Below are 23,296 nucleotides of genomic sequence, written 5' to 3'. Positions count from 1 at the left end.
AGCGCTATGGCATGGCCGGCGCCGCAGGCAGTTGAACCGCCACGAAGGCCAGCCGCCGATCACGCATGACCAGCAGGGCGACGGTCTGGCCGGGCGGGGTGTTCGACAGGGTGCGGCTGAAGTCCGCGACGCGGTTCATCGGCGCGTCGTTGACCGCCACGATCAGGTCGCCCGCACGAATCCCTTCGCTGCGTGCCAGCCCGGCGGCGTCGCGCACCATCAGGCCGCCTTCGACGCCCAGCTGACGGAGTTGCGCGGGGCTCAGTTCGCCCAAGGTCAGCCCGACGCCGTCGCCCCAATCCGGCGCAAGCCCGGAAGGCAGCGCGGTTCTCTGCGCTCGATGCTGGGCGAGCGTCACCGAAATCGTCTGTCTGGCGCCGTGCCGCCAGACGTCGAGGTCGACGCGGCTGCCGGGGCGGTCCTTGGCGACCCGCTGCAGCAGGTCGGTGAAGTGCCCGATGTCCACGCTGTCGTACGCCGTGACGACATCGCCTCGGCGCAGGCCGGCGCGGGCGGCGGGACCGGCGCCGTCGATCCGCACCACCAGCGCTCCGAACGGTTTCCCGGCAAGGCCGAAGGAACGCGCCAGCGCCGGCGTGACCTCCTGGAATTCGGCGCCCAGCTCCGCCCGCCGGACTTCGCCGTTGGCTCGCAGTTGCTTGGCGACCTCGGCCGCCAGGTTGATCGGCACGGCGAAGGACAGGCCCATGTAGCCGCCGCTGCCGCTGTAGATCAACGAGTTGATGGCGACCACTTCGCCCCGGCTGTTGAAGAGCGGACTGCCCGAACTGCCGGGATTGATGGCCACGTCCGTCTGGATGAAGGGGATCTCCCCGGCGCCGCCGATGAGGCGATTCACGGCGCTCACCACGCCGGCCGTGACGCTGCCCTGGAACCCGAAGGGCGCCCCGATCGCCGCGACCCAGTCGCCGGGCGCGAGTCGCGAGGAGTCCCCGAGGGCTGCCGGCGTGAGCCCGGTCGCGTCGATGACCAGCAAGCCGACGTCCGAGCGCGGGTCGGTGCCGAGCACCCGGGCCTGGAAGCGCCGTCCGTCGTCGAGGCGCACCTGCGCTTCGTCGACGCCGGCGATCACGTGGGCGCTGGTCAGGATCACGCCGTCGCTGCTGAGGATGACGCCGGACGCGAGATCGCGAATCTGGCTGATGCGCGCGCTCGTGGGAAGCGGCCAGGCGAGCCTGTCGGCGAAGTCGTTCTCCGGAGCGAACTCGACCTCGCCATCGCCGGGGCTCTCGTCGCGCCCGATCCGGAGCGTGCTGATCTCGACGACGCTGGCGCTGCGGCTCGCCACGAGGGACGAGAACGAAGGGGTCGAGCGCCAACGCAGCGCGACCGGTCCGGTCGTCATCGCCGGATCGGAGCTGCAGGCACCCAGCAGGCAGGCGAGACCCACCGCGGCCGCGCCCCATCCGTTAGGAGCGGGCTTCACGCTTCAGACCGCCTGCGGCGACAAGGTGGTGGGACGCACCACCCCCTTCGAGTCCTTCGCGCCCCTGACTGCCGTGCCGAAGGCCTCCAGCCGGGCGGCGTAGCTGCCGTCTTCGACCTCGCGCTGGGTGAAGCTGGCGCTCAGCAGAGGCGCCTTGCCGACCAGCTGGGCGATCTCGGCAGCGGCGTTGGGCGCGCCCTGGCCTCCCATGACCGATATCACGGCCATATCGGGCATATGATCCCGCCGCTTGGCCACGAAGCTGCGCATCGGGCCGGCCAGTTGCAGCGCCCAGATGGGCGACACCAGCACCACCGCGTCGAAGTCGCGCGGCAGCGGGCCGTCGTAGCCGATGTCCGGCCGGAGCTTGAACAGCGACTCGACCACGCAGCGCAGGCTGCCGAGCACGCCTCGGCGAGGCCGCGCGTCCACGATCTCCGCCATGGACCAGCCTTGCTGGCTGCACAAAAGCTCGGCCACCCGGCGCGATGTGCCGGTGTAGGAATAGAAAACCACGAGGATCTTGCTCATTGACCTCTCCGCTTCGTACATCGAGCCACCAATGTAGAAACAGCGAGTCGCTGCGGACTTGCGCTGAATCAAGGCTGATGGAAGACGGACGCAAGAAAAGGGCGTTTCGCGCCGTCGGCGCCTGGTTTGACGCCGCGCAAGGGCGGCCGGCCTTGAGCGCGATAACTTGGGTCATTCGTTCACCGCCGTCGGAGCTCCTCATGCAGACACCCAAGACCATCCTTCTTCATCTCGACAGTTCCCCGCGCAGCGCGGAGCGCGTCAAGCTCGCGCGTCAGCTCGCCGAGGCCTTCGAGGCCGAAGTGACCGCCCAGCCGTGCACCCTGTCGGCACTGCTGCGCTACCCCTATGCACTGGAAGCTGCGGCCGAGGCGGTGGCGATCATGCAGTCGCTCGATCGGGATTCGCGCGACAAGGCGCATGCGACCTTCACGAGCGCCGCGGCAGGGTCGCCGCGCCTGCACTGGACCGAGCCGATGGCCGACGCGCCGTGGGCCTTCGCCCGTCGGGCCCTGTATGCCGACCTGCTCATCCTCGGGCAGCCCGACCCGGATGATCCCAATGCGGGAGAACTGCCGTCGGATTTCGTCTCCAGCGTGCTGGTCGAGAGCGGCCGCCCGGCGCTGCTGGTGCCGTATGCGGGGCCGGTCGGCACGATCGGCCGGCGGGTGCTGATCGGCTGGAAGGAGACGGCCGAGGCCGCGCGCGCAGTGTCCGCGGCCTTGCCCTGGCTCGCTCGTGCGCAGGCCGTGCAGGCGATCAGCTATGGCGAGGATGCCGATGCCTCCTTGGGCAGCCTGCGTGCCTATCTCAAGGCGCAGGGGGTGGAAACCGAGGTGCACTCAGGCGGCCCGGATGAGGGCGAGGCCGGGGAAAGGCTTCTCTCGGCAGCCGCCGACATGAGCGCGGACCTGCTCGTGATGGGCTGCTACGGCCACAGCCGGGCGCGCGAGTGGGTGCTCGGTGGCGCCACCCGGTCGCTGCTGCGATCGATGACCCTGCCCGTGCTGATGTCGCATTGAAGCGAGCGCGACCATGACGCTCCCTGCCCATCCGCGGTCGCAGCCCGAGGACTTCGCCCTGCTCGACGCCTGGTGGCGCGCCGCGAACTACATCTCGGCCGGGCAGATCTACCTGACCGGCAACCCGTTGCTGAGCGAGCCGCTGTCGTTGGCGCACATCAAGCCGCGCCTGCTCGGCCACTGGGGCACGACCCCAGGGCTGAACTTCATCTACGCCCACATGAACCGCGCGATCAAGGCGAGGGATCTCGACGCGATCTTCATTGCCGGCCCCGGGCACGGCGGACCCGGCGTGGTGGCCAACAGCTGGCTCGAAGGGACCTACAGCGAGGTGTATCCGGCCATCGGGCGCGACGCCGAAGGCCTGCGCCGGCTGTGCACGCAGTTTTCGTTTCCTGGCGGCATCTCGAGCCATGCAGGTCCGGAAACGCCGGGCTCCATCCACGAGGGCGGCGAACTGGGGTACTCGCTGCTGCACGCCTACGGCGCCGTCTTCGACAACCCCGACCTGCTGGCCTGCTGCGTGGTCGGCGACGGCGAGGCCGAGACCGGCCCGCTGGCGGCGAGCTGGCATTCCAACAAGTTCCTGAATCCCGCGAGCGACGGCGCGGTGCTGCCCATCCTGCACCTCAACGGCTACAAGATCGCCGGCCCGACGGTGCTCGCCAGAATCGGCGACGAGGAACTGACCCTGCTGTTGCGCGGCTACGGCTACGAGCCGCGGATCGTAGCCGGCCAGGAGCCCGAACTGATGCATCGGTTGATGGCCGGCGCGCTCGACGCGTCGCTCGACGCGATTCGTGCGATCCAGGACGAAGCCCGCTGCGATGGCTTCGGCCGCCGTCATCGCTGGCCGATGATCGTGTTGCGATCGCCCAAGGGCTGGACCGGTCCGCGCGAGGTCGATGGCGTTCCGGTCGAGGGAACGCAGCGCGCGCACCAGGTGCCCTTGAGCGGCTTTGCGGATCACCCTGCGCGCGTGGGGCTGCTGGAAGACTGGCTGCGCAGCTACCGTCCCGAGGAACTGTTCGATGCGGACGGCAGGCTGCTTCCCGAGATCGCCGACCTCGCACCGGTCGGCCCGCGCCGGATGAGCGCCAATCCGCATGCCAACGGCGGCTTGTTGCTCAAGGACCTGCGCATGCCCGACTTCCGGCGCTACGCCGTGGCGGTGCCTGCCCCCGGCGCGACCACCGCGGAGGCCACGCGGGCCGCCGGTGCGATGCTGCGCGACATCGTGGCGCTCAATGCGCGGGACCGCAACTTCCGCGTCATGGGCCCCGACGAGACCTCGTCCAACCGGCTGGACGCTCTCTTCGAGGTCACCGGCCGCACCTCGACCGCGGAGATCCTGCCCGGGGACGACCATGTGTCGCCCGACGGCCGCGTCATGGAGGTGCTGAGCGAGCACTTGTGCCAGGGGTGGCTCGAAGGCTACCTGCTCAGCGGGCGCCACGGGCTGTTCTCGTGCTACGAGGCCTTCATCCACATCGTCGACTCGATGTTCAACCAGCACGCGAAGTGGCTCAAGGTGTCGGGCCAGATCCCGTGGCGGCGACCCATCGCGTCGCTCAACTACCTGCTGACCAGCCATGTCTGGCGCCAGGACCACAACGGCTTCAGCCACCAGGACCCGGGATTCATCGACCATGTGGTGAACAAGAAGGCCGGGGTGGTGCGCGTCTATCTGCCGCCCGATGCCAATTCGCTGTTGTCCGTGCTCGACCACTGCCTGCGCAGCCGCCACTACGTCAACGTGATCGTGGCCGGCAAGCAGCCTCAGCCGCAGTGGCTGGACATGGAAGCGGCCGTGCGGCATTGCAGCGTCGGCCTCGGCATCTGGCCCTGGGCCAGCAATGACCAGGGAGTGGAGCCCGATGTCGTCATGGCGTGCGCGGGCGACGTCCCGACGCTCGAGACGCTGGCCGCGGTCGACCTGCTGCGCCGGGAGTTGCCGGAGCTGAAGGTCCGGGTCGTCAACGTGGTCGACCTCATGACGCTGCAGTCGCCTTCGGCCCACCCGCACGGGCTCCCCGATGCGGCGTTCGATTCGATCTTCACGGCCGACAAGCCGGTGATCTTCGCCTTCCACGGCTACCCATGGCTCATTCACCGGCTGACCTACAAGCGCACGAACCACGGCAGCTTCCATGTCCACGGCTACCAGGAAGAGGGCACGACCACCACACCCTTCGACATGACCGTGCTGAACCGGCTGGACCGCTTCCACCTCGCGGCCGATGCCATCGACCGCGTGGCGCGCGTCCGCGACAGGGCGGGCCACCTTCAACAGGCGCTGCGCGATCGCTTGCAGGCGCACCGGGCGTGGATCACGACGCATGGCGAAGACATGCCGGAGATCCGCGACTGGCGCTGGACCTCTTGAGCGCGGTCGCGCATCAGCGCACTCGGTCCGGCCGCCAGTCCATGTCGATGCGGCCGTCCACGATGCCGATGCGCCGGTCCGACGCCGCGGCGAAGGAGGCGTCGTGGGTGACGGCCACCACGCTCTTGTCCGACTCGCGTGTCAGGTCGCGGAGCATGTCGCGCACGTTGGCGCTGGCGGCCGAGTCCAGATTGCCCGTCGGTTCGTCGGCGAGGATGACCAGCGGATCGTTGGCCAGCGCACGGGCGATCGCGACCCGTTGGCGCTGGCCGCCGGACAACTGGCTCGGGCGCTTGTGGTGGTGGCCCTGCAGGCCGAAGCGGTCGAGCAGCTCCGCGGCGCGGGCATCGCTTGCGTCGGCGCGGAGCCGCCCCAGCTTTCGGATCGGAAGGGAGACGTTGTCGAGCGCGCTGAATTCCGGCAGCAGGAAGTGGAACTGGAAGACATAGCCCAGCCTCGACAAGCGGAAGTCCGCCAGCCGGTCGTCGTCGAAGCCGCTGGTGTCCTGGCCGTCGACCCAGACACGTCCGGTGGTGGGCACGTCCAGCAGGCCGAGCAGGTAGAGCAGAGATGACTTGCCCGAGCCCGAAGGGCCCATCACGCAGACGAACTCGCCACGCTCGATTTGCAGGCTGACATCGTCCACCAGCGTCACGGGGATTTCGCCTTCGAGCGTGCGGGTCACGTGCTCGACCTGGATCACCGGGCCGGCAGGAGGGGCGGCGGTACTCATGTGGCGCCCCGCAGGATGTCGACCGGCCGCAAGCGTCCCGCGCGCCGCGCCGGGAGATACGAGGCCGTCAGGCACGACAGCATCGCGAACGCGACCGCCATCGCAAACTGCGTGCCGCCCCAGAAGATCGGCAGGTGCACGACCTCCGTCACCCCGGGCGGGCGGATCTCGACCTGGGCCAGCGTCTGCATCAGCGCCAGGCCCAGCAGCCCGCCCAGCATGCTCCCGCTGAAGCCGACGATCGCACCCTCGAGAAGAAAGATGCGCCGCAGGTCGCGAGGGTGGAAGCCCATCGACTTCATGATCGCGATGTCGCGGGTCTTCTCCATCACGATGGTCGAGATGGTGTTGTACATGCCGAACGCCGCCACCACCAGGATCGCCGCGACGACGCTGTACATGATGATGTTGCGCACCAGCAGCAGGCTCAGCAGGTCTTCGGAGGCCTCGATCCACGACACCGACTTGTAGCCCGTGGCGGCCTCGATGGTTTGCGCCAGGGTTTGCGCCTCGTAAGGGTCCGACAGCTGGATGATCACCCGGTTGACCCGGTTCACGCGGCCCAGCAGTGCCTGCGCACGCTTGAGCAGCACGAAGGCCTGGTTCTCGTCGTAGGCGGCGTTGCCGGTGCGGAAGATGCCGACCACGCGCAAAGACCGGCTGGTGCCGTCGGCGGCGAGCACCACCAGCGTACTGCCCGTATGCAGGCTGAACTTGTCGGCCAGCCCGCGGCCGATCACCACGCCGTTGGGGTCCGCTGCGAGCGCGTCGAGCGAGCCCTCCTGCATCTTCTCCTCGATCGTCGTCACATGCTTCATCTTCTCGGGCACCACGCCCGAGAGCGTCACGCCTTGCTGGCGGCCAGCGAAGGTGATCACGGCGGCATCGGCCAGCACGGGCGCCGCGCGCACGCCCGGCAGTGCCTCGACGAAGGCCAGCCGCTGGCGCCAGCCGCGGATGCCCCGGGTCTCGCGAAGGGGTCGCACATTGCGCACGGCGACTGCACCCTCCGGCCATTGCAGGGCGGCCGGCTGCACGCGGCCCTGGCGCACTTCGTCGTAGACGGTGATGTGCGGGCTGCTGTCGACGAGGCGCTTCAGAAAGTCCGCCTCCGAGCCGCGCATCAGCCCGGAAACCGCCAGAAAGAAGGCCACCCCCAGCACCACGCCCGTGACGGAGACCAGCGTCTGCCGCTTGCGGCTCGTCAGGTGCGCCAGCGCGATGTCGAGGGTGATCGCCATGACGATCACCGGCCTGCCACAGGCGTGCCCGGGGCCAGCCCGGGGGAAGGGGCGTCGGTGCGGGCGCGCTGGCCGTCGCGCAGCTTGTCGGGCGGGGCGAGCACCACCGCGTCGCCGTCGCTCAAGCCGGACAGGATCTCGGTGCGATCGGCGCCGACCGTGCCGCGCACGATCTGCCGCCGGTGCAGCCGCCCTTCCACCACCAGCCACACGCTGTCGCCCTTGATCGAACCGTTCGGAACCAGCAGGGCACCGTCGCGCCTCGACACGATCAGGTTGGCGTCCATGGTCATGCCGCTGCGCATCGGGCCGGCATCGACCGGCGGCGCTCCCGCGAGCCGGATGCGCACCCGGTAGCTGCGCGACACCGGGTCGCCCTTGGGCGTGATCTCGGCCACGGTGCCCTCGAACAGCTGGCGCGGCAAGGCGTCGCTGCGCATCGTGACCGCCTGGCCGACGGAGACGCGGGCGATGTCTTCCTCGTCCACTTCGGCCGATACCCGCAGCGGGGCACAGCAGGCCAGCGTGAACACCGCCTGCCCGGAGGGCACGAACTGGCCCGCCTCGCCGTCGCGGCGGATCACGACCCCGTCCGCCGGCGCGACGAGCTGGTTGTAGTCGCGCTGTGCCTGCGCGCGGCGGGTCGCGGCCTGGGCCGCCTGCCATTCGCTGCGCACGCGGTCGAATTCCGCCGGCGCGACGAAGCGCTGCTCGATCAGCGACCGTGTGCGCTCGAATTGCGCCCGTGCGAGCTGCTCGCGCGCCCGCATCTCCTCGATGGTCTGGTCGAGGTCCGTCGATTCGACGCGCGCCAGGACCTGCGCGCGCTTGACCTGCTGGCCCTCATCGGCCTCGATGCTTACCAGACGCCCGCCGGTGCGCGGCGACACCGGCATGAGCACCGTGGGCTCGACCGTGCCGGTGGCATAGACCGCCTCGATCGCGGGTCCGCGCGTGGGCAGCGCAGTGTCCACATGGACGGGCCACTGCCACCAGGCCGTGCCGGCTGCCGCGAGCAGAAGGGCACCCACGCCGGAAAAGATGACGTTTCCGTGCTTCAAGACGCATCTTCTCCGCTTGCTGGTTTGCGTTTCGGCCGACCCATCGTCCGGGCGGGCGGGCCACCGCGGTGGCGCGCACCGCTCAATCCCGGGTCACCAGCGCAACGTAGGCGTTGAGCGCGAGCCACAGCATCGCCGCGCCCACCAGCCCGAGCGCGGCGAGGAAGGTCCAGAAGCGATACGCGGCTCCGCCTCCGGCCTTGGGCGCTTCCTGCGGCGCGGTGACTTTCATTGCGGGCCCCTGGCGCTCGCCGGCGTGCGATCGGCGCAGGTCCGGATGCCGAAGAGCGAGTACGCAGGACAGTTCCCCAGCAGTCCGGTGAGAAGAGGCACGATGCCGATGTAGCCCCAGGGGCCGATCTTCTCCGCGAAGGCCAGCGCGACGAGCATGCAACCCGCGGCGACCCGGAGGATGCGATCGATGGTTCCGACGTTGTTGCGAATCATGGAAAACTCCATCAGAGTGAGCGTGAGTCATCGTGCGCCACTGTGCGAGGCCGCGCATTGCGCCAGATCAAGCGGCGGCCGGCGGGGCTTTCAATGGGCCATCAGGACGGGCAGCGTCATCGAATCCAGCACGGTCCGGCTCACGCCGCCCAGCAGCAGCTCGCGCGCCCGGCTGTGGCCGTAGCAGCCCATGACGAGCAGGTCCGCGCCGCAGTCCGCGGCGGTCGACAGCAGCGACTCGCCGGCATGGTCCTGTGGAAGCCTGGCGTGCTCGTGGACCCGCTCGATGCCATGCAGGTACAGGTAGTCGCGGACCTTCAGGGACAGGGGCTGCGATTCGTCGCCTTCCTCTTCGACCAGATGCACGTGGCGTGCGCCCTGCAGGAAGGCGATCGCGGCGGCGAGCGCGCGCGCACATTCGCGGGTGGGCTTCCACGCCAGCAGGACGATGTCCGGCGAACTTGCAAGCTCGCCGGAAAAAGGGACGACCAGTGCCGGACGACCGCTGCCGATCACGATCGATTCGACGAAGCCGGCGGGCACGTCGAAGCCGTTCGCGTCATCGGGATCGCGCTGGCCGAGGAACACGAGGTCCGCCAGGAGCGCCTGGCGGGTGAAGGTCTCGACCACCGGTTCGCCGGTCAGCTCGAGCCATTCGCAGGGCGCGTCCGACACGGCGCACGCCTCCTGGTAGGTTTCCATGGCGCGGCGGCGGTGCTCGGCATCGATCGGATCACCCGGCGGCAATGGCGGAAGGCCGGGCCCGACGGGCAGCAGAGCGAGGTGGTTCGGCGCCACGGCAAACAGGGCGCTGACACGGGCGCGCCACGCGAGCGCGAGACGCAGTGCGAGATGGAGGCGGGCGGCGGCGCGGGGGGTGCCGTCCAGGTGCACGAGGAGGGATCGATACGCAGTCATGGCTGTGCAAGGAAGGTTGGGGCGAAGCGCCGCACGGAGGGGCTCAGTCCTGGACCACCAGGTCGTTCATCACCGAGGTCACGCCGGGCGCGGACCATGCCGCGTGCTGTACCGCGTTGAACTCGGCCCACGAATGCACCGTACCCCGCAGCTTGATCTGCGAACCGGTCACCGTGATGTCGATCTGCTCGGCCTCCCGGTCCGCCTGCCGCTCCAGGGCGTCGCGAAGGCGTTTCTCGACATCGGAAGGAACGACCTTCGGCGTGAAGACGATCAGGTTGGAGACGCCGGTCACACCCATCAGGTTGCGCACCGCTTTTTCCGCCGCCTTGCGCTGGTAGTCCCATTCGACCTCACCGGTGAGCGTGACCCAGCCGTTCTCCACCATGGCCTTGACCTTGTCGGCGGGCACGAGCGCCGACCATGCGAGCCCGCGTTCGACCGCGAGGGCGATGTCGGTGTCGGTGCGCTGGTCGGAATCAGGCAACTTGACCGTGATCTCCACCGCCAGCGCCTTGACGCCGTTGACCCGCTGCGCCGCGCGTTCGGCGGCGTATTTCTCGGCGTGGCTCGCCACATGGCCGGTCAGCGTGACCACGCCGTCGCTGGCCGCGACGCCGATGCCGGTGGATTTGATCGCCGGTTCCCAGTCCAGTTCTGCCTGGACGTCGCTTCGAAGTTCAGCGTCCGATCTCATGATGCTTCCTTTCGTTCATCTGCAATTGGCGAAGCGGCGCGCGCATGACGCGCCAGCGCCGGCTTCGCCGTGGCTTCTGGGCGAACCCGAGCGGTCACTGAATCTGCAGGGTCCGGCTCGCGGAGCCTTCGCGCTTGGGCAGGGTGAGGCGCAGCACGCCGTCGTCGAGCTTCGCGACGGCGGCCTTGTCGTCGACGTCGCTGGCGAGCGTGAAGCCGCGCGAGACCGTGCCGTGGTAGGTCTCGCGAACCAGCGAGCGGCCGTGCTTTTCTTCCTGCTCCTTCTTGACCTCGGCGGCGATGGAGACGTAGTTGCCATCGATCGAGACGCGGATATCTTCCTTCTTGGCGCCGGGCAGTTCAGCGCTCACGAGATACTCCTTGTCGTTCTCGCTGATGTCGACGCGGATGTCCGCCGGCAGCGTGTTCTCGTCGATGAGTTGCATCGGGCGTGCCCAGCGGCGGAACAGCTCGGGAAACAGATTGTCGATTCGATCGAAGCGGGTCAATGCGTTCATTTGAGGTACTCCAGTGTTGATTGGACGGTATCAATCGGCGGTCCCGGGGGGACGGCTGTCGATCGACAGAATCAGTCTAGGCACGGGGAAGGGCGCCGAATTGCGCTCGATCAAGGAACGGGCAGGTCGATGCCGAATTTGCGCTGCATCAACTCGCGGGGGCGGAGCGCGCCAATACTCGAATGCCTCGATCCACTTTCGAAGGAGACCCCATGTACCAGCGAATCCTTGTTCCCGTCGATGGCAGTTCAACTTCGAACCACGGTCTCGACGAAGCGATCCGCATCGCGACACTGACGAAGGGGCGGATTCGTCTGTTCCACGTCATCGACGACCTCTCGTTCGCGTTGGCCCTCGGCAGCGAACCGCGCCATGCGGACGATCTTCTGAAACTGCTGCGCACCGAAGGCTCGCGAATCCTGGACGAGGCGCGGACCACCGTCCAGGCCGCCGGGGTCGATGTGGACACGCTCCTTGGCGACAACGTTCCCGGCTCCGTGCAGGACAAGGTCGCGTCCGAGGCGTTGAATTGGGGCGCTGACCTGATCGTGGTCGGCACCCATGGACGGCGCGGCGCGGCGCGGCTGGTTCTGGGAAGCGGCGCGGAGCGCATCGTGCGGCAGGCGCCCGTGCCCGTGCTGCTGGTCCGCCCGCCGGCCCGGAAGGATGCCCCTGCCGAATCGCTGCAGGCGTCCGCCTCCGCGGCCGCAACGGCAACTGCGTGAAGTGAATTCGATCCACACCGCCTTCCACCCCGTGGACCGCACGCTGATCAATGCGCTGCAGCAACACCTGCAGGCGGAAACAGGCCAAGCGGTGCCGCTGATCGAAACCCACATCTCCTGGGTGCTGCTGACCGATCGCCTGGCCTACAAGCTGAAGAAGCCGGTGGGCTTGCCGTTCGTCGACTTCCGCACGCTGGCGGCTCGCAAGCATTTTTGCGAAGAGGAATTGCGGCTCAACCGCCGCCTTGCGCCCGAGATCTACATCGACGTGACGGCGGTGTGCGGCACGTCCGATGCGCCGCGCCTGGGTGCCGGCGTGCCGATCGACTATGTGGTTCGCATGAGGCGTTTTCCGGAGGCTTCCCTGCTGCGCAACCTGGTCCTCGACGGCCGGCTCCAGATCGACCAGCTGGCGCGCTTCGCGCAGCGCCTGGCCGGGTTCCACGAGCGGGCGGACGCAGTGGCGCTCTCGTCAGGATTCGGTACGCCCGAGCAAGTTCTCCGGGCCATGCAGACCGCGCTCGCGGGCCTGGCCGACGAGACCGTTGGCGCCCCGCTGGCGGCATTGCGGGCCTGGGTGGACGCACAGGGAAGCGCGCTCTGGACCGCATGGGCCGAACGGCACTGCAAGCGCTTCGTGCGCGAGTGCCACGGCGATCTTCACCTGTCCAACGTGGTGCTGATCGACGACGAGCTGACGGCGTTCGATTGCATCGAGTTCGATCCCGCGCTTCGCTGGATCGACGTGATGAGCGACGTCGCCTTCCTCTCGATGGACTTCAAGGCCCACGGCCGCGCGGACCTCGCGCATCGCTTTCTCGACGTCTATCTGCAGCACACCGGAGACTATGCCGCCATACCGGTATTGCGGGCCTACGAGGTGTATCGCGCGCTGGTGCGCGCCATGGTGGCGAGGCTTCGGGATCGTGAGTGCGGGGATCGCGCGACGACGGCCGGCCCCGACTATCTTGCCTGCGCGGCGGGCCTCGCCGGCCAGGCCGGCCGTCCGACGGCGCGACTGATGATCACGCATGGCCTGTCGGGGTCGGGAAAAACGACGATCGCGACAGAAATGCTGGCGTCGGCCGGGGCGATACGCATCCGGTCCGACGTCGAGCGCAAGCGGCTCTTCGGCTTGCAGCCCCTGCACCGATCCATGGATCTGGGCCATGACATCTACACGCCCGACGCGACCCGGCGCACCTTCGATCGGCTGTGGGCCTGCGCCAGGACCGCACTGCAGGCCGGCTATCCGGTGATCGTGGATGCCGCGTTCCTGCGCCGGGACGAGAGGCTGGCGTTCCGCGCCCTGGCCATCGAACTTGGGGTGCCTTTCGCGATCCTCCATTGCGAAGCGACCCCAGCGCAGCTGCGCGAGCGGGTCGCGGCGCGCCAGTCCAGCGGGAACGATGCGTCCGAGGCGACCCTGCCGGTGCTGGAGCGGCAACTGGCCACGCACGAGCCACTCGACGAGGGGGAGCGTGCGACGACGTTCCACGTGGTGAGCGACGCGTCGCTGAAGATCGCGCCGCTGGTGGACCGCTGGCTCGCGCTGAAGCGTTGACGGGGGCGCCTATTCGAACGACAGCGCCGCAGAGGGCAGATCCACCTTTGTCGACTCGCCCGGGGACTCGGTCTTCGCCTTCGATTCGGCCGGCGCGCGCACCAGCAGCACCGGCACGGTGGCGTAGCGCAGGATGTTCTCGGCGCTGCTTCCCATCACCACCCTGCCGACACCGCGCCGGCCGTGGGTGCCGAGGACGATCAGGTCGGCGGGCCAGCTGGCGGCCTCGGTCGTGACCTGTTCGTGCACCGACCCCGAGAAGGTGTCGCGCAACGCGATGTCGGCTTCGACACCCGCCGCCTGCGCGGTGGCCTTGCATTTCTCGAGGAGGGTCCGGCCCTGCTCGCGCAAGGTGTTGAGCCAGTCGCCCGCATAGCCCGCATAGGCATCCATGGCAAGGGCGAAGGACAGTTCATCGATCACGTGCAGCAGCCGCAATTGGCCATGGGTGAGCTGGGCGATGCGGATGGCTTCGTCCAGCCCGCGCTCCGATGTCGGACTGCCGTCGACCGGTACAAGAATTCGTTGATACATGTCAGGCCCTTCTGGAATCCAGTGATGAGGGTCTTCAGTATCCGGACATTGCACGTCGGAGATTTGATCTGGCGCAACTCCGTCCGCTCGCTGGCATCGAACATTGGGGACCCCAGATCTTTCTCCGGAGTGCACCATGAAGATTCTTCTTGCCGTCGACGGCAGCGACTACACGAAGCGGATGATTTCCTACCTCGGAGCGCACCGGGACCTGTGGGTGACGGGGCATGCGTTCACGGTGCTGCACATCGTCCTGCCCGTTCCGCACCGGGCCGCGGCTTTCGCCGGGCCGGACATCGTGCACGCCTACTACGAGGACGATGCCCGTGTCGTTCTCGAGCCCGTACGGGCACAATTGGCCGAGCAGGGGATCGCCGCGGAGGTGGTCCACAAGGTGGGCCACCCGGCGGACGAGATAGCGTCCTATGCGGAAAAGGGCAAGTTCGACCTCCTGGTAATGGGGTCGCACGGGGTGGGCGCCTTGAAGAACCTGGTGATGGGCTCGGTCGCCACCAAGGTGCTGGCGAAATGCACGGTACCGGTTCTTCTGGTGCGTTGACATGAAGACGTTCATGTTCATCGCCGCGACCCTGCTCGCGACTCTGATTTTGGTCGCCGCCGGACTGGGGGAGGCCGATCAGGGACCCTCGGTCGGATGGGCCGGGGTATCGCAACGATGAGATGCCGGCGCTCCGCCTGGCCGGCGCATTGACTGCGGGCGCCACCGGTAGGAGGCCTTCATGACCATTCGCCATCCTGGATCGTCCGCCCACGATCCCTGGTTGTCAGGGGCGATGGCGGTCGATGTCGCCCTGGCGTCTCGCGGGTCTTCGTCTGCGATTGCCGCACTGCAGGCCCGACGGCTGGCCGACCTGCTCGCTTCGGCGAGGCTGCATTCGCCGCTGTATCGTGGCCTGCTCGAGGGCCATGACCTCGACCGCGTGCGGTTGAGCGACCTGCCCATTTCGCGCAAGGCCGATCTGATGGGCCGCTTCGACGAGTGGGTCGCCGACCCTGGCCTGCGTCTGGACGACTTGCGGCGCTTCGTCTCGGACGTTGACCGCATCGCGGACCCCTTCCTCGGGCGCTACGTGGTGTGGGAAAGCTCCGGAAGCACCGGCGAGCCCGGCATGTTTGTCCAGGACGCCAAGGCGATGGCGGTGTACGACGCGCTGGAAGCCTTGCGGCAACCGGCGCTCAGGCCGTTGAAGAGACTTTGGGACCCGTGGGGCTGGACGGACCGCATCGCATTCGTCGGGGCGACAGGTGGCCATTTCGCCAGCACGGTGTCCATCGAACGGCTGCGTCGCCTGGATCCGGTGAGATTGGACCGGATTCGCAGCATCTCCTTTCTCCAGCCGGTTCGTGGCATCGTGGACGCCCTGAACGACTATCGCCCGACCGTCATCGCGACCTATCCGAGTGCCGCCGTCCTGCTTGCCGAGGAGCGTGCGGCCGGTCGGCTGCGGGCGTCGCCGGGCGAGATCTGGACCGGCGGCGAGGACCTTTCGCCAGCCAAGCGCGAGTTTGTCCGCAGGGGCTTCGGTTGTCCCGTGGCCAACAGCTACGGCGCTTCGGAGTTCCTGTCGATCGCGTCCGAGTGCGAGCAGGGCCAACTGCATCTCAACAGCGACTGGGTGATCCTCGAACCGGTCGATGGGCAGGGCCGCGCCCTGCTGCCTGGCGAGGCAGGCGCGACGACGCTGCTCACCAACCTCGCCAATCACGTGCAGCCTCTGATCCGCTACGACCTCGGCGATCGGGTCACCGTGCAGCGGGGGCCATGCAGCTGCGGCTCCAGCCTGCCCGTGATCCGCGTCCAGGGCCGCAGCGAAGACACGCTCCATCTCGGGCGAGCCGGCCGAGGCTCGGTGAGCGTGCTGCCCCTGGCCTTGACCACGATGCTCGAGGACGACGCCGGCCTGTTCGACTTCCAGCTGGTGCAGGAAGGCCCGTGCGAGCTGCTGCTGCGCACCGGCTTGCGTGGCACTGAAGCGGACCTGCTCCTGGAGCGGGCGCACCGGGTGCTCGACCGGTTCCTCGAATCGCAGGGCGCGGTCGGCGTGCATGTCCGCTGCCGCAGCGGCGAACCCGGACGTGCCGGGCGCAGCGGAAAGGTGCTGCGAGTCGTGGCGGCGCCGCCCTGAGCCGGGCGCAGGATGCGCGGCGCCGGTCAGGGCATGTACTTGCCGCCATTGATCGACAGCGTGATGCCGGTGATGAAGGCGGACTCGTCCGACACGAGAAACACCACGGCGCGCGCGATCTCGGCCGGGGTCGCCAGCCGGCCTGCCGGCACCGACTTCAGGATCTGCGACAGCACCTCCGACGGCACGGCCGCGACCATCGACGTGTCCGTATAGCCCGGCGCGACCACGTTGGCCGTGATGTTCCGGGACGCGCCTTCGAGCGCGAGCGACTTCGTGAAGCCGATCAGGCCGGCCTTGGTGGCCGCATAGTTGCACTGGCCGGCCTGGCCCGACAGGCCGTTGACCGAACCCATGTTGACGATGCGGCCGAACCGGCGCTCCCGCATCCCTTCGATGACGGCGCGGCACATGTTGAAGCAACCGCCGAGGTTCACGTCGATCACCTCGCGCCATTGCTCGAAGCTCATCTTGTGCAGCATCGCATCGCGCGTGATGCCGGCATTGTTGACCAGCACCTCGACCGGGCCGATCTCGGCTTCCACGCGCGCTACGCCGTCCCGGCATGCGACCGGATCGGCCACGTTCCAGGCGAAGGCCGGGATGCCGGTCCGGGCGGCGAACGCCTGTGCCAGGTCGGTTCGCGAGCCGTAGTTCACTGCGACCCGGTAGCCGGCGCCGAGCAGCGCCTCCGCCGTGGCGGCTCCGATGCCGGCGCTTGCGCCGGTGACCAGTGCGGCGCGCATGGTCAAGCCTCGAGGAGGGGATTCGTTTCGGGTTTCATGGCTTCCTTTCGGTCGGGAGGGAGGAATGGACGTAGGTTCCCGGCGCGTCGCAGATCGGCGCCAGACCTCGACGCGGGTTGCCCATGCCGGGCGGTTTTCGCCGGGCGCCGGAGTGGCCGGCCAGCCAGGCCTGGAGCGCCGGCCACCACGAGCCCTCGACGGCCTCGGCGTCAGCCTCGTAGGCGTCCGGCGAAACATAGGGCGCATTCGCGGAACGCCGAAGAATGCGGTAGCTGCGGTGCGCATGGCCCGGCTCGCTAACGATGCCGGCGTTGTGGCCGCCGTCGGTGAGCACGAAATGAATGTCGCTGTCGCACAGCAGGTTCAGCTTGTAGACCGAGCGCCAGGGCGCCACGTGGTCCGTGCGCGTGCCGACCGCGAACATCGGGACCTTGATGTCCCCCAGCGAGACCGGCTTTCCTGCGACGCTGAAATGTCCTCCCGCCAGTCGGTTCTCGAGGAACAGGTGGCGCAGGTAGTCGGCGTGCATCCGGTAGGGCATGCGGGTGCCGTCGGCGTTCCACGCCATGAGATCGGTCATCGGCGCGCGCTCTCCCAGGAGATAGTTCTGAACCATGGGCGACCATATGAGGTCGACCGCGCGCAGCAGGGCAAAGGCGCCGGCCATCTGCCTGGCATCGAGGTACCCCTGGCGTGCCATGAGGTCCTCCAGGAAAGTGAGTTGGCTTTCGTCGATGAAGAGGCCGAGCGGTCCGGGCTCGGTGAAGTCGGTCTGCGCGGCCAGCAACGTCACTGTCGCCAGCCGATCGTCGCCGTCCCGCGCCATGGCGGCCGCCCCGATCGCGAGCAAGGTGCCGCCGAGGCAGTAGCCGAGCGCATGGACGCGGCTGTCGGGAACGATCGCCCGGATGGCGTCCAGGCTGGCCATCAGGCCATGGGCCACATAGTCCTCGATGCCGAGCTCGCGGTCTTCGGCGCCGGGATTTCTCCATGAGATCGCAAACACGGTGTGGCCCTTGTCGACCAGATAGCGGATCAGCGAGTTGTGCGGCGACAGGTCGAGGATGTAGTACTTCATGATCCACGCACTCATCATGAGCACGGGTTCGGGGTGGACCGTCCCTGTCGTGGGCGAGTACTGGATCAGTTCCATAAGGCGATTGCGCAGGATCACCTTGCCAGGTGTCACCGCGACGGCCTGCCCGGGTACAAAGGCCTCGGCGCCCAGGGGCGGCAGGCGGCGAAGCGTGCGCTGCAGGTCTTCCGCCCAGTTCTGCACGCCCTGCAGCAGGTTGAGTCCGCCGGTCATCGCCGTCCGCTGCAGGACCTGCGGATTGGAAGCGAGCCCGTTCGCCGGGGAGAAGATGTCATGCACCTGCTGCGCCGCGAAGGCCACAACCTGCTCGTGATGGCGGTCGACGCCGGGCACGCCTTCGGTCAACGCGTGCAGCCACTGTTCGCCGGCGCAGAAGGACTGGCGGTAGAGGTTGAACGGCCACGTATCCCACGCGGGGTCCGACAGCCGGCGATCGCTTTCGCTCCAGGAGGGTTCCGGCGCGCGGCGGCCGGACGCGGACTTCAGCGCCTCGATGGCGGCTTCGATCGCCATCAACCAGGGCCGGACCATCAGCACCTGCGTGCCGCGCGCCGGCTGCACGGCCAGATGGAGCGCCCAGTCCGACCAGGCAAGCATCAGGGAGGCGGGCGACAGGCCCCGGGTCAGCCAGGCCATGCCGGCATGCAGGGTGCGGTCCAGTGAATCCTTCGGGTCGTCCATCTTCTCGGTTCTCGACGGCAATGCTGGAGTCTCGCCATGGCTGCAGCGGCGGGCTTGATCAGCGTCAAGACGGCAGGACATCCGTCGATAAAAATGCGGCGCCTGGCTCAAGGAAGGCGGGGCGCGGCGGCTTCTTGCGCCCGATCAACTCTCAGCCGCTTCGGGCCAGGCCGAACGAGGGCCGGCCCAGCGGCCCAGGCGGGCCGCTCCGTCCGCTGCGTATCGACGACGACGAGCAGGCGTCCGCTGCCGTCGACCGGCGTCTGCGTGGCCGGCAGGACCCACGGCGGCGCGCCTTCGTCGCGGGCCCGGAGGTAGTCGGCGTCCAGCACGCCGAAGCGGTCGAGCAGGCGATTCAGCGCGGCCGGTATGCGGATGCACCCCTTCGATTGCGCGGTGCCGAGGCGGGGCTCCAGGCGGTCCGGATCGGTCGCATGCATCTGCAGCCGCATGGTGCTGGTGCCGCCGCGTCCCCACAGGCGATCCGCTTGCTGCCAGCCGAAATCGAAGACCCGCATGCCGGCGAGGCCGTAGCCGCGGATGCCGTTCTGGTTGAAGGTGCCTTCGGCGCGGAAATCGGGATTGGCGAGCGTGTGCTCGAAAACGCCCAGCGGCGTGCGGAAGTGGTCGAACTCGCCGCCGCGTCCGGTCGAGACCGGTGACGCGCCGATCGGTTCGGGCACCGCGCCCGGTGCAAGCCAGAAGATGAAGATGGCCTGGACGTTCGGGCTTCGGTCGACCAATGCAAGGTACTGCGGGGCGCTCAGGTCGGCGGCGGCGGCGGCCAGCGCGTCGAGCATGATCCGGGTGTAGCGCAGGCTCTCGTCGGGCGGCACGACCAGGCGCCGATCGACCTGTTCGAGGTAGGCGGAACGCAGGTCGCCGGGCCCTGGCGGGCTCTGGCCCCGGCAGGCTCCCGAAACGATCAGTGCCAGGGCCAACCCCAACGCGGCGATGAAGTGGCGGCGGCAGCCAGGCATGTGGGCGCGGACGATCAATGCGTCGTGCTCGGACGCACGTCCGGCCACGACACTTCCCGGCCCATCATCGCGCGGGCATACAGGTAGTTGTTGAATACACGCTGGCTCAGCGCATCCAGGTCGACATGCCCCGCGGCGTCGCAGGGAAACGAAAAAGAACGCCGGTCTGTGGCGAGGGCGTTGAAGCGGAGTTCATAGGCTTGGGATGCATGTGAGGCGTTCATCATGGTCTCCTGTGCGCGATTGATTCCATGACTCCAAGATATTCGGGCCTCGCAAAGCGATCGCGAACCTGGCGCATCGAGCGGAAACAGTGTGTCAATCGTCGGTATCGGGACGATGACGGCCGGCGTCTATTCGAAGGGCGTGGCCTTCCTCACGATCGATTCGGCCGCTTCCACGCCGCCGGGCTCGTCATCGCGTGACGCGCTCTCGATCGAAGGTTCCGGCAGCTCGTTCGGCCGTTCGATGTCGGTTCGGTCCGGATCCCAGACGGGCCGGGGCGACTCACCTCCAGGCGCTTCGTCAAGGGTTGGGGCTGCGGCTCGGCGCGTGCGTCCCGGCCCGGGGGCGGGGCGGGGCTTCGAGTGCTTTTTCATGATCTGCTGCCTTTGGCGCGAGGACGAACACATCGACGCTAAAGCCGATGGCCGAGTCCGAACTTGACCGCGCGCAAGCTTCGCCACCGAGCGCAGCCTACGACTTGACGCAGGTCAATCCTCCCGACGTCGCCCTCTCTACGATCGGAGCAGTTATCGAAAGAGCCATCGGAGGCGAGCGACACGCTTCCCTTTTTCTGGAGCTACACATGAACCCCGCAAGGCGATGCGTCATTGTCTCGGGCGCGGCCCTCGGCCTCGCCGCCGCGCTGGGTGGCCTGCCGGTCCGAGCGGCAGACGACGACAGCGCCGCCGCCGCGTGGGTCCGGAAGGCCGAGGCGACGGTCAATGCCTTCGCGCAGAACCCGGATCTGGGAGATTTCAGGCAGGCGCTGGCACAGGCCAAGGCCGTGCTGATCTTTCCGCAGATCGTGAAGGCGGCCGAACTGGTCGGGGGCTCCGCCGGCAAGGGGACGCTCTTGGTGCGCGACCCGGAGACCGGCGCCTGGGCCGGCCCCGTGTTCTACAGCATGGTGTCCGCCAGCATTGGCCTCCAGGTCGGCGCATCGACGACCCAGACCGTGCTGGTCGTGCGGACGCAGAAGGCCTTGCAGGCGCTGTACGAAGGCAAGGTCAAGCTCGGTTCAGACGCCTCGGCTTCATTCTCGCTTTGGAAAAAAGGCGTCACCGGCAGTGCTTCCCTCGACAGCGCGTTCGTTGCCTATTCGACGGTCCAGGGCGTGTTCATGGGCCTGGCCATGGACGGATCAGTGATCGATATCGACGATGCGCTCAACCGGGCCTACTACGGCGAAGCCGTCTCGGCGAGCCAGGTGCTCGTCGAAGGCAAGACCCGCAATCCCGCGGCAGCGGGCTTGCGGAATGCGTTGAAGAGGGTGGCCAAGCTGGACCTTTGAGGCGATCGGTTGCCCGCTGGTGCACGTCGCCGGCTCCCTCGAAAAGTCGGATGGCGCGCGGCGGCCGAATCTTCACGGGCGGGCCTTGCGGGCCGGCGCGCGGCCGGTGTTTCCGGCGTTCGGGACCGCCGTGCAGCGGCAGGCTCAGCCAGGGATGACGGGCCAGTAGAGCGTGGCAGCCGTCGCGCCCTTTCCCACCCGCAAGGTCGCCGAACGGACCACGCCGGCATAGGTGGCGCGAACGAGGTACGTGCCCGGCCTCAGCGTCACGTAGAGGATCGGGCCGACGTCCACGAATGGCCCGTACGAGGGCCCCGGGCCGACCGGCTCGATCAGGACCTCGACACCCGGGATGTAGGCGCCGGTGCCGACTTCAGCAAAGGCGAGGCGCAGGTTGAAGAGGTCGCGGCTCTCGCGCATGCGCTGCCTTTCGTTGTCGCCGACGCCGCCGCTGAGGTATGCGCCCGGGGCCAGGACCGGCACCGGCGCATCGCGCGCGATCACACCGGCGCAGTGCGCGGCCGCGAGCAGCGCGGCGGCGACGGGCAGCAAACGACGCATGGCCAGGCTCCTCAAAGACCCGCCATGGCCGGATCGAAGCCGGCACGCGCATCGGCAGACGGCTTCTTCGGCGCGTTGGCGATCATGCAGGCTGTCGTGAGCACCAGGCTCGCGATCGATGCCGCGTTCTGCAATGCCAGCCGGGTCACCTTGGCCGGGTCGATGACGCCCATTTCCAGCATGTCGCCGTACGCGCGCGTCGCCGCGTTGTAGCCGTGGTTGCGCTGTGGCGAATCGTCGACCCGCTGCAGCACGATGGAAGGCTCCTCCGCGGCGTTCAGCACGATCTGGCGCAGGGGCTCCTCGAGCGCACGCTGCACGATCCGCAGGCCCGACACCTGGTCGAGGTTCGAGGCGTCCGAATCCTTCAGCGCTCGCCGCGCGCGGAGCAGGGCGACGCCGCCTCCGGGAACGATCCCTTCCTCGATGGCCGCGCGGGTCGCGTGCAGCGCATCCTCTACCCGCAGCTTGCGCTCCTTCAGCTCGGTTTCGGTGGTCGCGCCGACCTTCACGAGCGCGACGCCGCCGGACAGCTTGGCGATCCGGTCGTCCAGCTGCTTGCGGTCGTATTCGCTGGTCTGCGCATCGCGTTCCTTCCGGATGGCCGCGGCGCGCTCCCGTATCGCCTTCGCGTCGCCGGCGCCGCCGATGAGCGTCGTGTTCTCGCGATCGACCACGATGCGGCGGGCCCGCCCGAGGTGATCGAGGGTGGCCTTGGCCAAGGTCTGGCCGAGCTCGCTCGAAAGGACATGGCCGCCGGTCAGTACGCCCATGTCCTGCAGCATCGCCTTGCGGCGATCGCCGAAGCCCGGCGCCTTGACCGCGCAGGTCTTCACCACGCCGCGCACGCTGTTGACGACCAGCGTGGCCAGTGCGTCCGCATCCACGTCCTCGGCGATCACGAGCAGCGGAGCACCCGATTTCGCAACCGCCTCGAGCAGCGGGACCAGGTCGGCGATGGTCGACAGCTTCTGGTCGCACAGCAGGATCAGCGCGTTCTCCATCTCGACGGTCTGCCTCTCCGTGTTGTTGACGAAGTAGGGCGACAGGTAGCCACGATCGAATTGCATGCCTTCGACGACCTCCAGTTCGCTCACGAGGCCGGAACCGTCCTCGATCGACACGGCGCCTTCGCGGCCGACCTTGTCGATCGCCTGGCCGATGAGCTCGCCGATGGAACGATCGTTGTTCGCCGAGATCGAGGCGACATGGGCGATTTCCTGCGACGATCCGCAGGGCTGCGAGATGGCCTTCAATTCGGCGACGACGACCTCGACGGCGTGGTCGATGCCGCGCTTGAGGTCCATCGGGTTCATGCCGGCGGCCAGATACTTCAGGCCTTCCTCGATCATGGCGTGCGCCAGGACAGTTGCCGTCGTCGTGCCGTCGCCCGCCATCTCGCTGGTGCGCGCGGCGACCTCGCGCAGCAGTTGCGCGCCCATGTTCTCGAAGCGGTCTTCGAGCTCCATCGACCGGGCGACGACGACGCCGGAGTTGACGATCTGCGGCGCGCCGTAGTCGCTGTCGATGATGACCGTGCGGCCCCTCGGACCCAGCGTCACGCGAACCGCTTCCGCCAGCGTATTCACACCGCTGCGGATCTTGCTGCGAGCTTCCTCGCGAAAGAGAAGTTGTTTGGCTGCCATGGCGATGGTTCCGGTGAAATTGGACGAATGCCGCATACGGTAGGTCGCCCGATTCGCGGGCGGTTTGATCGCGCGCAAGCATCGAATCGATTGCGCCAGG

Annotated in this window: 24 protein-coding genes; 7 read left to right on the top strand and 17 right to left on the bottom strand. The window is 68.2% G+C overall.

Annotated elements, in window-relative coordinates; genetic code table 11:
* Nucleotides 1–4: 4 nt before the first annotated feature.
* The gene (locus QZH52_RS19090; protein ID WP_301812020.1) at nucleotides 5–1,447 is read right to left on the bottom strand and encodes a trypsin-like peptidase domain-containing protein; all 1,443 of its coding nucleotides are present in this window, start codon (nucleotides 1,445–1,447) and stop codon (nucleotides 5–7) included.
* A gap of 3 nt (nucleotides 1,448–1,450) precedes the next feature.
* Entirely contained in the window at nucleotides 1,451–1,978 is a 528-nt protein-coding gene (locus QZH52_RS19085; protein ID WP_301812018.1) for a flavodoxin family protein, read from the bottom strand.
* Nucleotides 1,979–2,055: 77 nt separating this feature from the next.
* Here QZH52_RS19085 and QZH52_RS19080 point away from each other — a divergent pair, with 77 nt between their 5' ends.
* Nucleotides 2,056–3,000 (top strand): universal stress protein, encoded by a 945-nt coding sequence (locus QZH52_RS19080; RefSeq protein WP_301812016.1) that lies wholly within the window; start codon nucleotides 2,056–2,058, stop codon nucleotides 2,998–3,000.
* Nucleotides 3,001–3,013: 13 nt separating this feature from the next.
* Nucleotides 3,014–5,386 carry a phosphoketolase family protein gene (locus QZH52_RS19075; RefSeq protein ID WP_301812015.1) on the top strand — a complete coding sequence of 791 codons (2,373 nt, stop codon included), beginning with the start codon at nucleotides 3,014–3,016 and terminating at the stop codon, nucleotides 5,384–5,386.
* Nucleotides 5,387–5,399: 13 nt separating this feature from the next.
* Here QZH52_RS19075 and QZH52_RS19070 read toward each other — a convergent pair whose 3' ends face one another.
* The 8 genes from QZH52_RS19070 to QZH52_RS19035 all read right to left on the bottom strand — a co-directional run bounded on the left by QZH52_RS19070 (nucleotide 5,400) and on the right by QZH52_RS19035 (nucleotide 11,000).
* Nucleotides 5,400–6,119: an ABC transporter ATP-binding protein gene (locus QZH52_RS19070; RefSeq protein ID WP_301812013.1), complete on the bottom strand. Its 720-nt coding sequence runs from the start codon at nucleotides 6,117–6,119 to the stop codon at nucleotides 5,400–5,402.
* Entirely contained in the window at nucleotides 6,116–7,360 is a 1,245-nt protein-coding gene (locus QZH52_RS19065) for an ABC transporter permease (protein ID WP_301812011.1), read from the bottom strand. The genes QZH52_RS19070 and QZH52_RS19065 overlap by 4 nt, the downstream gene beginning before the upstream one ends.
* 5 nt (nucleotides 7,361–7,365) lie before the next feature.
* Nucleotides 7,366–8,421, bottom strand: coding sequence for an efflux RND transporter periplasmic adaptor subunit (locus QZH52_RS19060; protein ID WP_301812009.1), 1,056 nt, complete (start codon nucleotides 8,419–8,421; stop codon nucleotides 7,366–7,368).
* An 82-nt stretch (nucleotides 8,422–8,503) separates the two neighbouring features.
* Nucleotides 8,504–8,653 carry a hypothetical protein gene (locus tag QZH52_RS19055; RefSeq protein WP_301812007.1) on the bottom strand — a complete coding sequence of 50 codons (150 nt, stop codon included), beginning with the start codon at nucleotides 8,651–8,653 and terminating at the stop codon, nucleotides 8,504–8,506.
* A complete protein-coding gene (locus QZH52_RS19050; protein ID WP_436411604.1) occupies nucleotides 8,650–8,868 on the bottom strand; it encodes a YgaP family membrane protein in 219 nt (72 codons plus the stop codon). Before QZH52_RS19050 ends, QZH52_RS19055 begins: the two co-directional genes overlap by 4 nt.
* A 90-nt stretch (nucleotides 8,869–8,958) precedes the next feature.
* Entirely contained in the window at nucleotides 8,959–9,762 is an 804-nt protein-coding gene (locus QZH52_RS19045; protein ID WP_301812005.1) for a universal stress protein, read from the bottom strand.
* A gap of 67 nt (nucleotides 9,763–9,829) precedes the next feature.
* Entirely contained in the window at nucleotides 9,830–10,483 is a 654-nt protein-coding gene (locus QZH52_RS19040) for a BON domain-containing protein (protein WP_301812003.1), read from the bottom strand.
* Nucleotides 10,484–10,577: 94 nt separating this feature from the next.
* Nucleotides 10,578–11,000: an Hsp20/alpha crystallin family protein gene (locus QZH52_RS19035; protein WP_301812002.1), complete on the bottom strand. Its 423-nt coding sequence runs from the start codon at nucleotides 10,998–11,000 to the stop codon at nucleotides 10,578–10,580.
* Nucleotides 11,001–11,212: 212 nt separating this feature from the next.
* On the opposite strand from QZH52_RS19035, the gene QZH52_RS19030 reads away from it, so the two are divergent.
* Both QZH52_RS19030 and QZH52_RS19025 read left to right on the top strand, forming a co-directional pair.
* Nucleotides 11,213–11,725 (top strand): universal stress protein, encoded by a 513-nt coding sequence (locus QZH52_RS19030; RefSeq protein WP_301812000.1) that lies wholly within the window; start codon nucleotides 11,213–11,215, stop codon nucleotides 11,723–11,725.
* Between the two features lies 1 nt (nucleotide 11,726).
* Complete coding sequence (locus QZH52_RS19025) at nucleotides 11,727–13,289, top strand: bifunctional aminoglycoside phosphotransferase/ATP-binding protein (protein WP_301811998.1); 1,563 nt, start codon at nucleotides 11,727–11,729, stop codon at nucleotides 13,287–13,289.
* Between the two features lie 9 nt (nucleotides 13,290–13,298).
* On the opposite strand, the gene QZH52_RS19020 is transcribed toward QZH52_RS19025, so the two are convergent.
* The gene (locus tag QZH52_RS19020) at nucleotides 13,299–13,823 is read right to left on the bottom strand and encodes a universal stress protein (protein ID WP_301811996.1); all 525 of its coding nucleotides are present in this window, start codon (nucleotides 13,821–13,823) and stop codon (nucleotides 13,299–13,301) included.
* A gap of 136 nt (nucleotides 13,824–13,959) precedes the next feature.
* Here QZH52_RS19020 and QZH52_RS19015 point away from each other — a divergent pair, with 136 nt between their 5' ends.
* Nucleotides 13,960–14,382 (top strand): universal stress protein, encoded by a 423-nt coding sequence (locus tag QZH52_RS19015; RefSeq protein WP_301811995.1) that lies wholly within the window; start codon nucleotides 13,960–13,962, stop codon nucleotides 14,380–14,382.
* 181 nt (nucleotides 14,383–14,563) lie between these two features.
* Complete coding sequence (locus tag QZH52_RS19010; protein ID WP_301811992.1) at nucleotides 14,564–15,970, top strand: phenylacetate--CoA ligase family protein; 1,407 nt, start codon at nucleotides 14,564–14,566, stop codon at nucleotides 15,968–15,970.
* 26 nt (nucleotides 15,971–15,996) lie between these two features.
* Here the strand turns inward: QZH52_RS19010 and QZH52_RS19005 are convergent, their stop codons facing one another.
* The 4 genes from QZH52_RS19005 to QZH52_RS18990 form a co-directional block, all read right to left on the bottom strand.
* Nucleotides 15,997–16,716 carry a beta-ketoacyl-ACP reductase gene (locus QZH52_RS19005; RefSeq protein WP_301811991.1) on the bottom strand — a complete coding sequence of 240 codons (720 nt, stop codon included), beginning with the start codon at nucleotides 16,714–16,716 and terminating at the stop codon, nucleotides 15,997–15,999.
* Nucleotides 16,717–16,750: 34 nt separating this feature from the next.
* Entirely contained in the window at nucleotides 16,751–18,493 is a 1,743-nt protein-coding gene (locus QZH52_RS19000) for a PHA/PHB synthase family protein (RefSeq protein WP_301811989.1), read from the bottom strand.
* A gap of 107 nt (nucleotides 18,494–18,600) precedes the next feature.
* Complete coding sequence (locus QZH52_RS18995) at nucleotides 18,601–19,521, bottom strand: L,D-transpeptidase (RefSeq protein WP_301811987.1); 921 nt, start codon at nucleotides 19,519–19,521, stop codon at nucleotides 18,601–18,603.
* The gene (locus tag QZH52_RS18990; protein WP_366919307.1) at nucleotides 19,488–19,700 is read right to left on the bottom strand and encodes a hypothetical protein; all 213 of its coding nucleotides are present in this window, start codon (nucleotides 19,698–19,700) and stop codon (nucleotides 19,488–19,490) included. The genes QZH52_RS18995 and QZH52_RS18990 overlap by 34 nt, the downstream gene beginning before the upstream one ends.
* Nucleotides 19,701–20,119: 419 nt before the next feature.
* Here QZH52_RS18990 and QZH52_RS18985 point away from each other — a divergent pair, with 419 nt between their 5' ends.
* Nucleotides 20,120–20,989, top strand: a complete 870-nt coding sequence (locus tag QZH52_RS18985; RefSeq protein ID WP_301811985.1) for a lipid-binding SYLF domain-containing protein — start codon at nucleotides 20,120–20,122, stop codon at nucleotides 20,987–20,989.
* Nucleotides 20,990–21,133: 144 nt separating this feature from the next.
* Here the strand turns inward: QZH52_RS18985 and QZH52_RS18980 are convergent, their stop codons facing one another.
* On the bottom strand, nucleotides 21,134–21,550 hold the full coding sequence (locus QZH52_RS18980; protein ID WP_301811981.1) for a hypothetical protein: 417 nt from the start codon (nucleotides 21,548–21,550) through the stop codon (nucleotides 21,134–21,136).
* Nucleotides 21,551–21,561: 11 nt separating this feature from the next.
* The gene (gene groL / locus QZH52_RS18975) at nucleotides 21,562–23,196 is read right to left on the bottom strand and encodes a chaperonin GroEL (protein WP_301811978.1); all 1,635 of its coding nucleotides are present in this window, start codon (nucleotides 23,194–23,196) and stop codon (nucleotides 21,562–21,564) included.
* Between the last annotated feature and the right edge of the window lie 100 nt (nucleotides 23,197–23,296).

It is taken from the genome of Variovorax ginsengisoli (assembly GCF_030486595.1).
GTDB classification, from domain to species: domain Bacteria; phylum Pseudomonadota; class Gammaproteobacteria; order Burkholderiales; family Burkholderiaceae_C; genus Variovorax; species Variovorax ginsengisoli_B.
Note: the sequence above shows the minus strand (reverse complement) of the source record. Positions and strands in the feature narration are given on the sequence as shown.

Excerpts from the sequence above, each read along its gene's own strand:
- QZH52_RS19085 (WP_301812018.1), bottom strand. The coding sequence starts at position 1,978 with ATGAGCAAGATCCTCGTGGTTTTCTATTCCTACACCGGCACATCGCGC.
- QZH52_RS19080 (WP_301812016.1), top strand. The coding sequence starts at position 2,056 with ATGGAAGACGGACGCAAGAAAAGGGCGTTTCGCGCCGTCGGCGCCTGG.
- QZH52_RS19075 (WP_301812015.1), top strand. The coding sequence starts at position 3,014 with ATGACGCTCCCTGCCCATCCGCGGTCGCAGCCCGAGGACTTCGCCCTG.
- QZH52_RS19070 (WP_301812013.1), bottom strand. The coding sequence starts at position 6,119 with ATGAGTACCGCCGCCCCTCCTGCCGGCCCGGTGATCCAGGTCGAGCAC.
- QZH52_RS19065 (WP_301812011.1), bottom strand. The coding sequence starts at position 7,360 with ATGGCGATCACCCTCGACATCGCGCTGGCGCACCTGACGAGCCGCAAG.
- QZH52_RS19055 (WP_301812007.1), bottom strand. The coding sequence starts at position 8,653 with ATGAAAGTCACCGCGCCGCAGGAAGCGCCCAAGGCCGGAGGCGGAGCC.
- QZH52_RS19050 (WP_436411604.1), bottom strand. The coding sequence starts at position 8,868 with ATGATTCGCAACAACGTCGGAACCATCGATCGCATCCTCCGGGTCGCC.
- QZH52_RS19040 (WP_301812003.1), bottom strand. The coding sequence starts at position 10,483 with ATGAGATCGGACGCTGAACTTCGAAGCGACGTCCAGGCAGAACTGGAC.
- QZH52_RS19035 (WP_301812002.1), bottom strand. The coding sequence starts at position 11,000 with ATGAACGCATTGACCCGCTTCGATCGAATCGACAATCTGTTTCCCGAG.
- QZH52_RS19030 (WP_301812000.1), top strand. The coding sequence starts at position 11,213 with ATGTACCAGCGAATCCTTGTTCCCGTCGATGGCAGTTCAACTTCGAAC.
- QZH52_RS19020 (WP_301811996.1), bottom strand. The coding sequence starts at position 13,823 with ATGTATCAACGAATTCTTGTACCGGTCGACGGCAGTCCGACATCGGAG.
- QZH52_RS19015 (WP_301811995.1), top strand. The coding sequence starts at position 13,960 with ATGAAGATTCTTCTTGCCGTCGACGGCAGCGACTACACGAAGCGGATG.
- QZH52_RS19010 (WP_301811992.1), top strand. The coding sequence starts at position 14,564 with ATGACCATTCGCCATCCTGGATCGTCCGCCCACGATCCCTGGTTGTCA.
- QZH52_RS19005 (WP_301811991.1), bottom strand. The coding sequence starts at position 16,716 with ATGCGCGCCGCACTGGTCACCGGCGCAAGCGCCGGCATCGGAGCCGCC.
- QZH52_RS19000 (WP_301811989.1), bottom strand. The coding sequence starts at position 18,493 with ATGGACGACCCGAAGGATTCACTGGACCGCACCCTGCATGCCGGCATG.
- QZH52_RS18990 (WP_366919307.1), bottom strand. The coding sequence starts at position 19,700 with ATGATGAACGCCTCACATGCATCCCAAGCCTATGAACTCCGCTTCAAC.
- QZH52_RS18985 (WP_301811985.1), top strand. The coding sequence starts at position 20,120 with ATGGCCGAGTCCGAACTTGACCGCGCGCAAGCTTCGCCACCGAGCGCA.
- QZH52_RS18980 (WP_301811981.1), bottom strand. The coding sequence starts at position 21,550 with ATGCGTCGTTTGCTGCCCGTCGCCGCCGCGCTGCTCGCGGCCGCGCAC.
- groL (WP_301811978.1), bottom strand. The coding sequence starts at position 23,196 with ATGGCAGCCAAACAACTTCTCTTTCGCGAGGAAGCTCGCAGCAAGATC.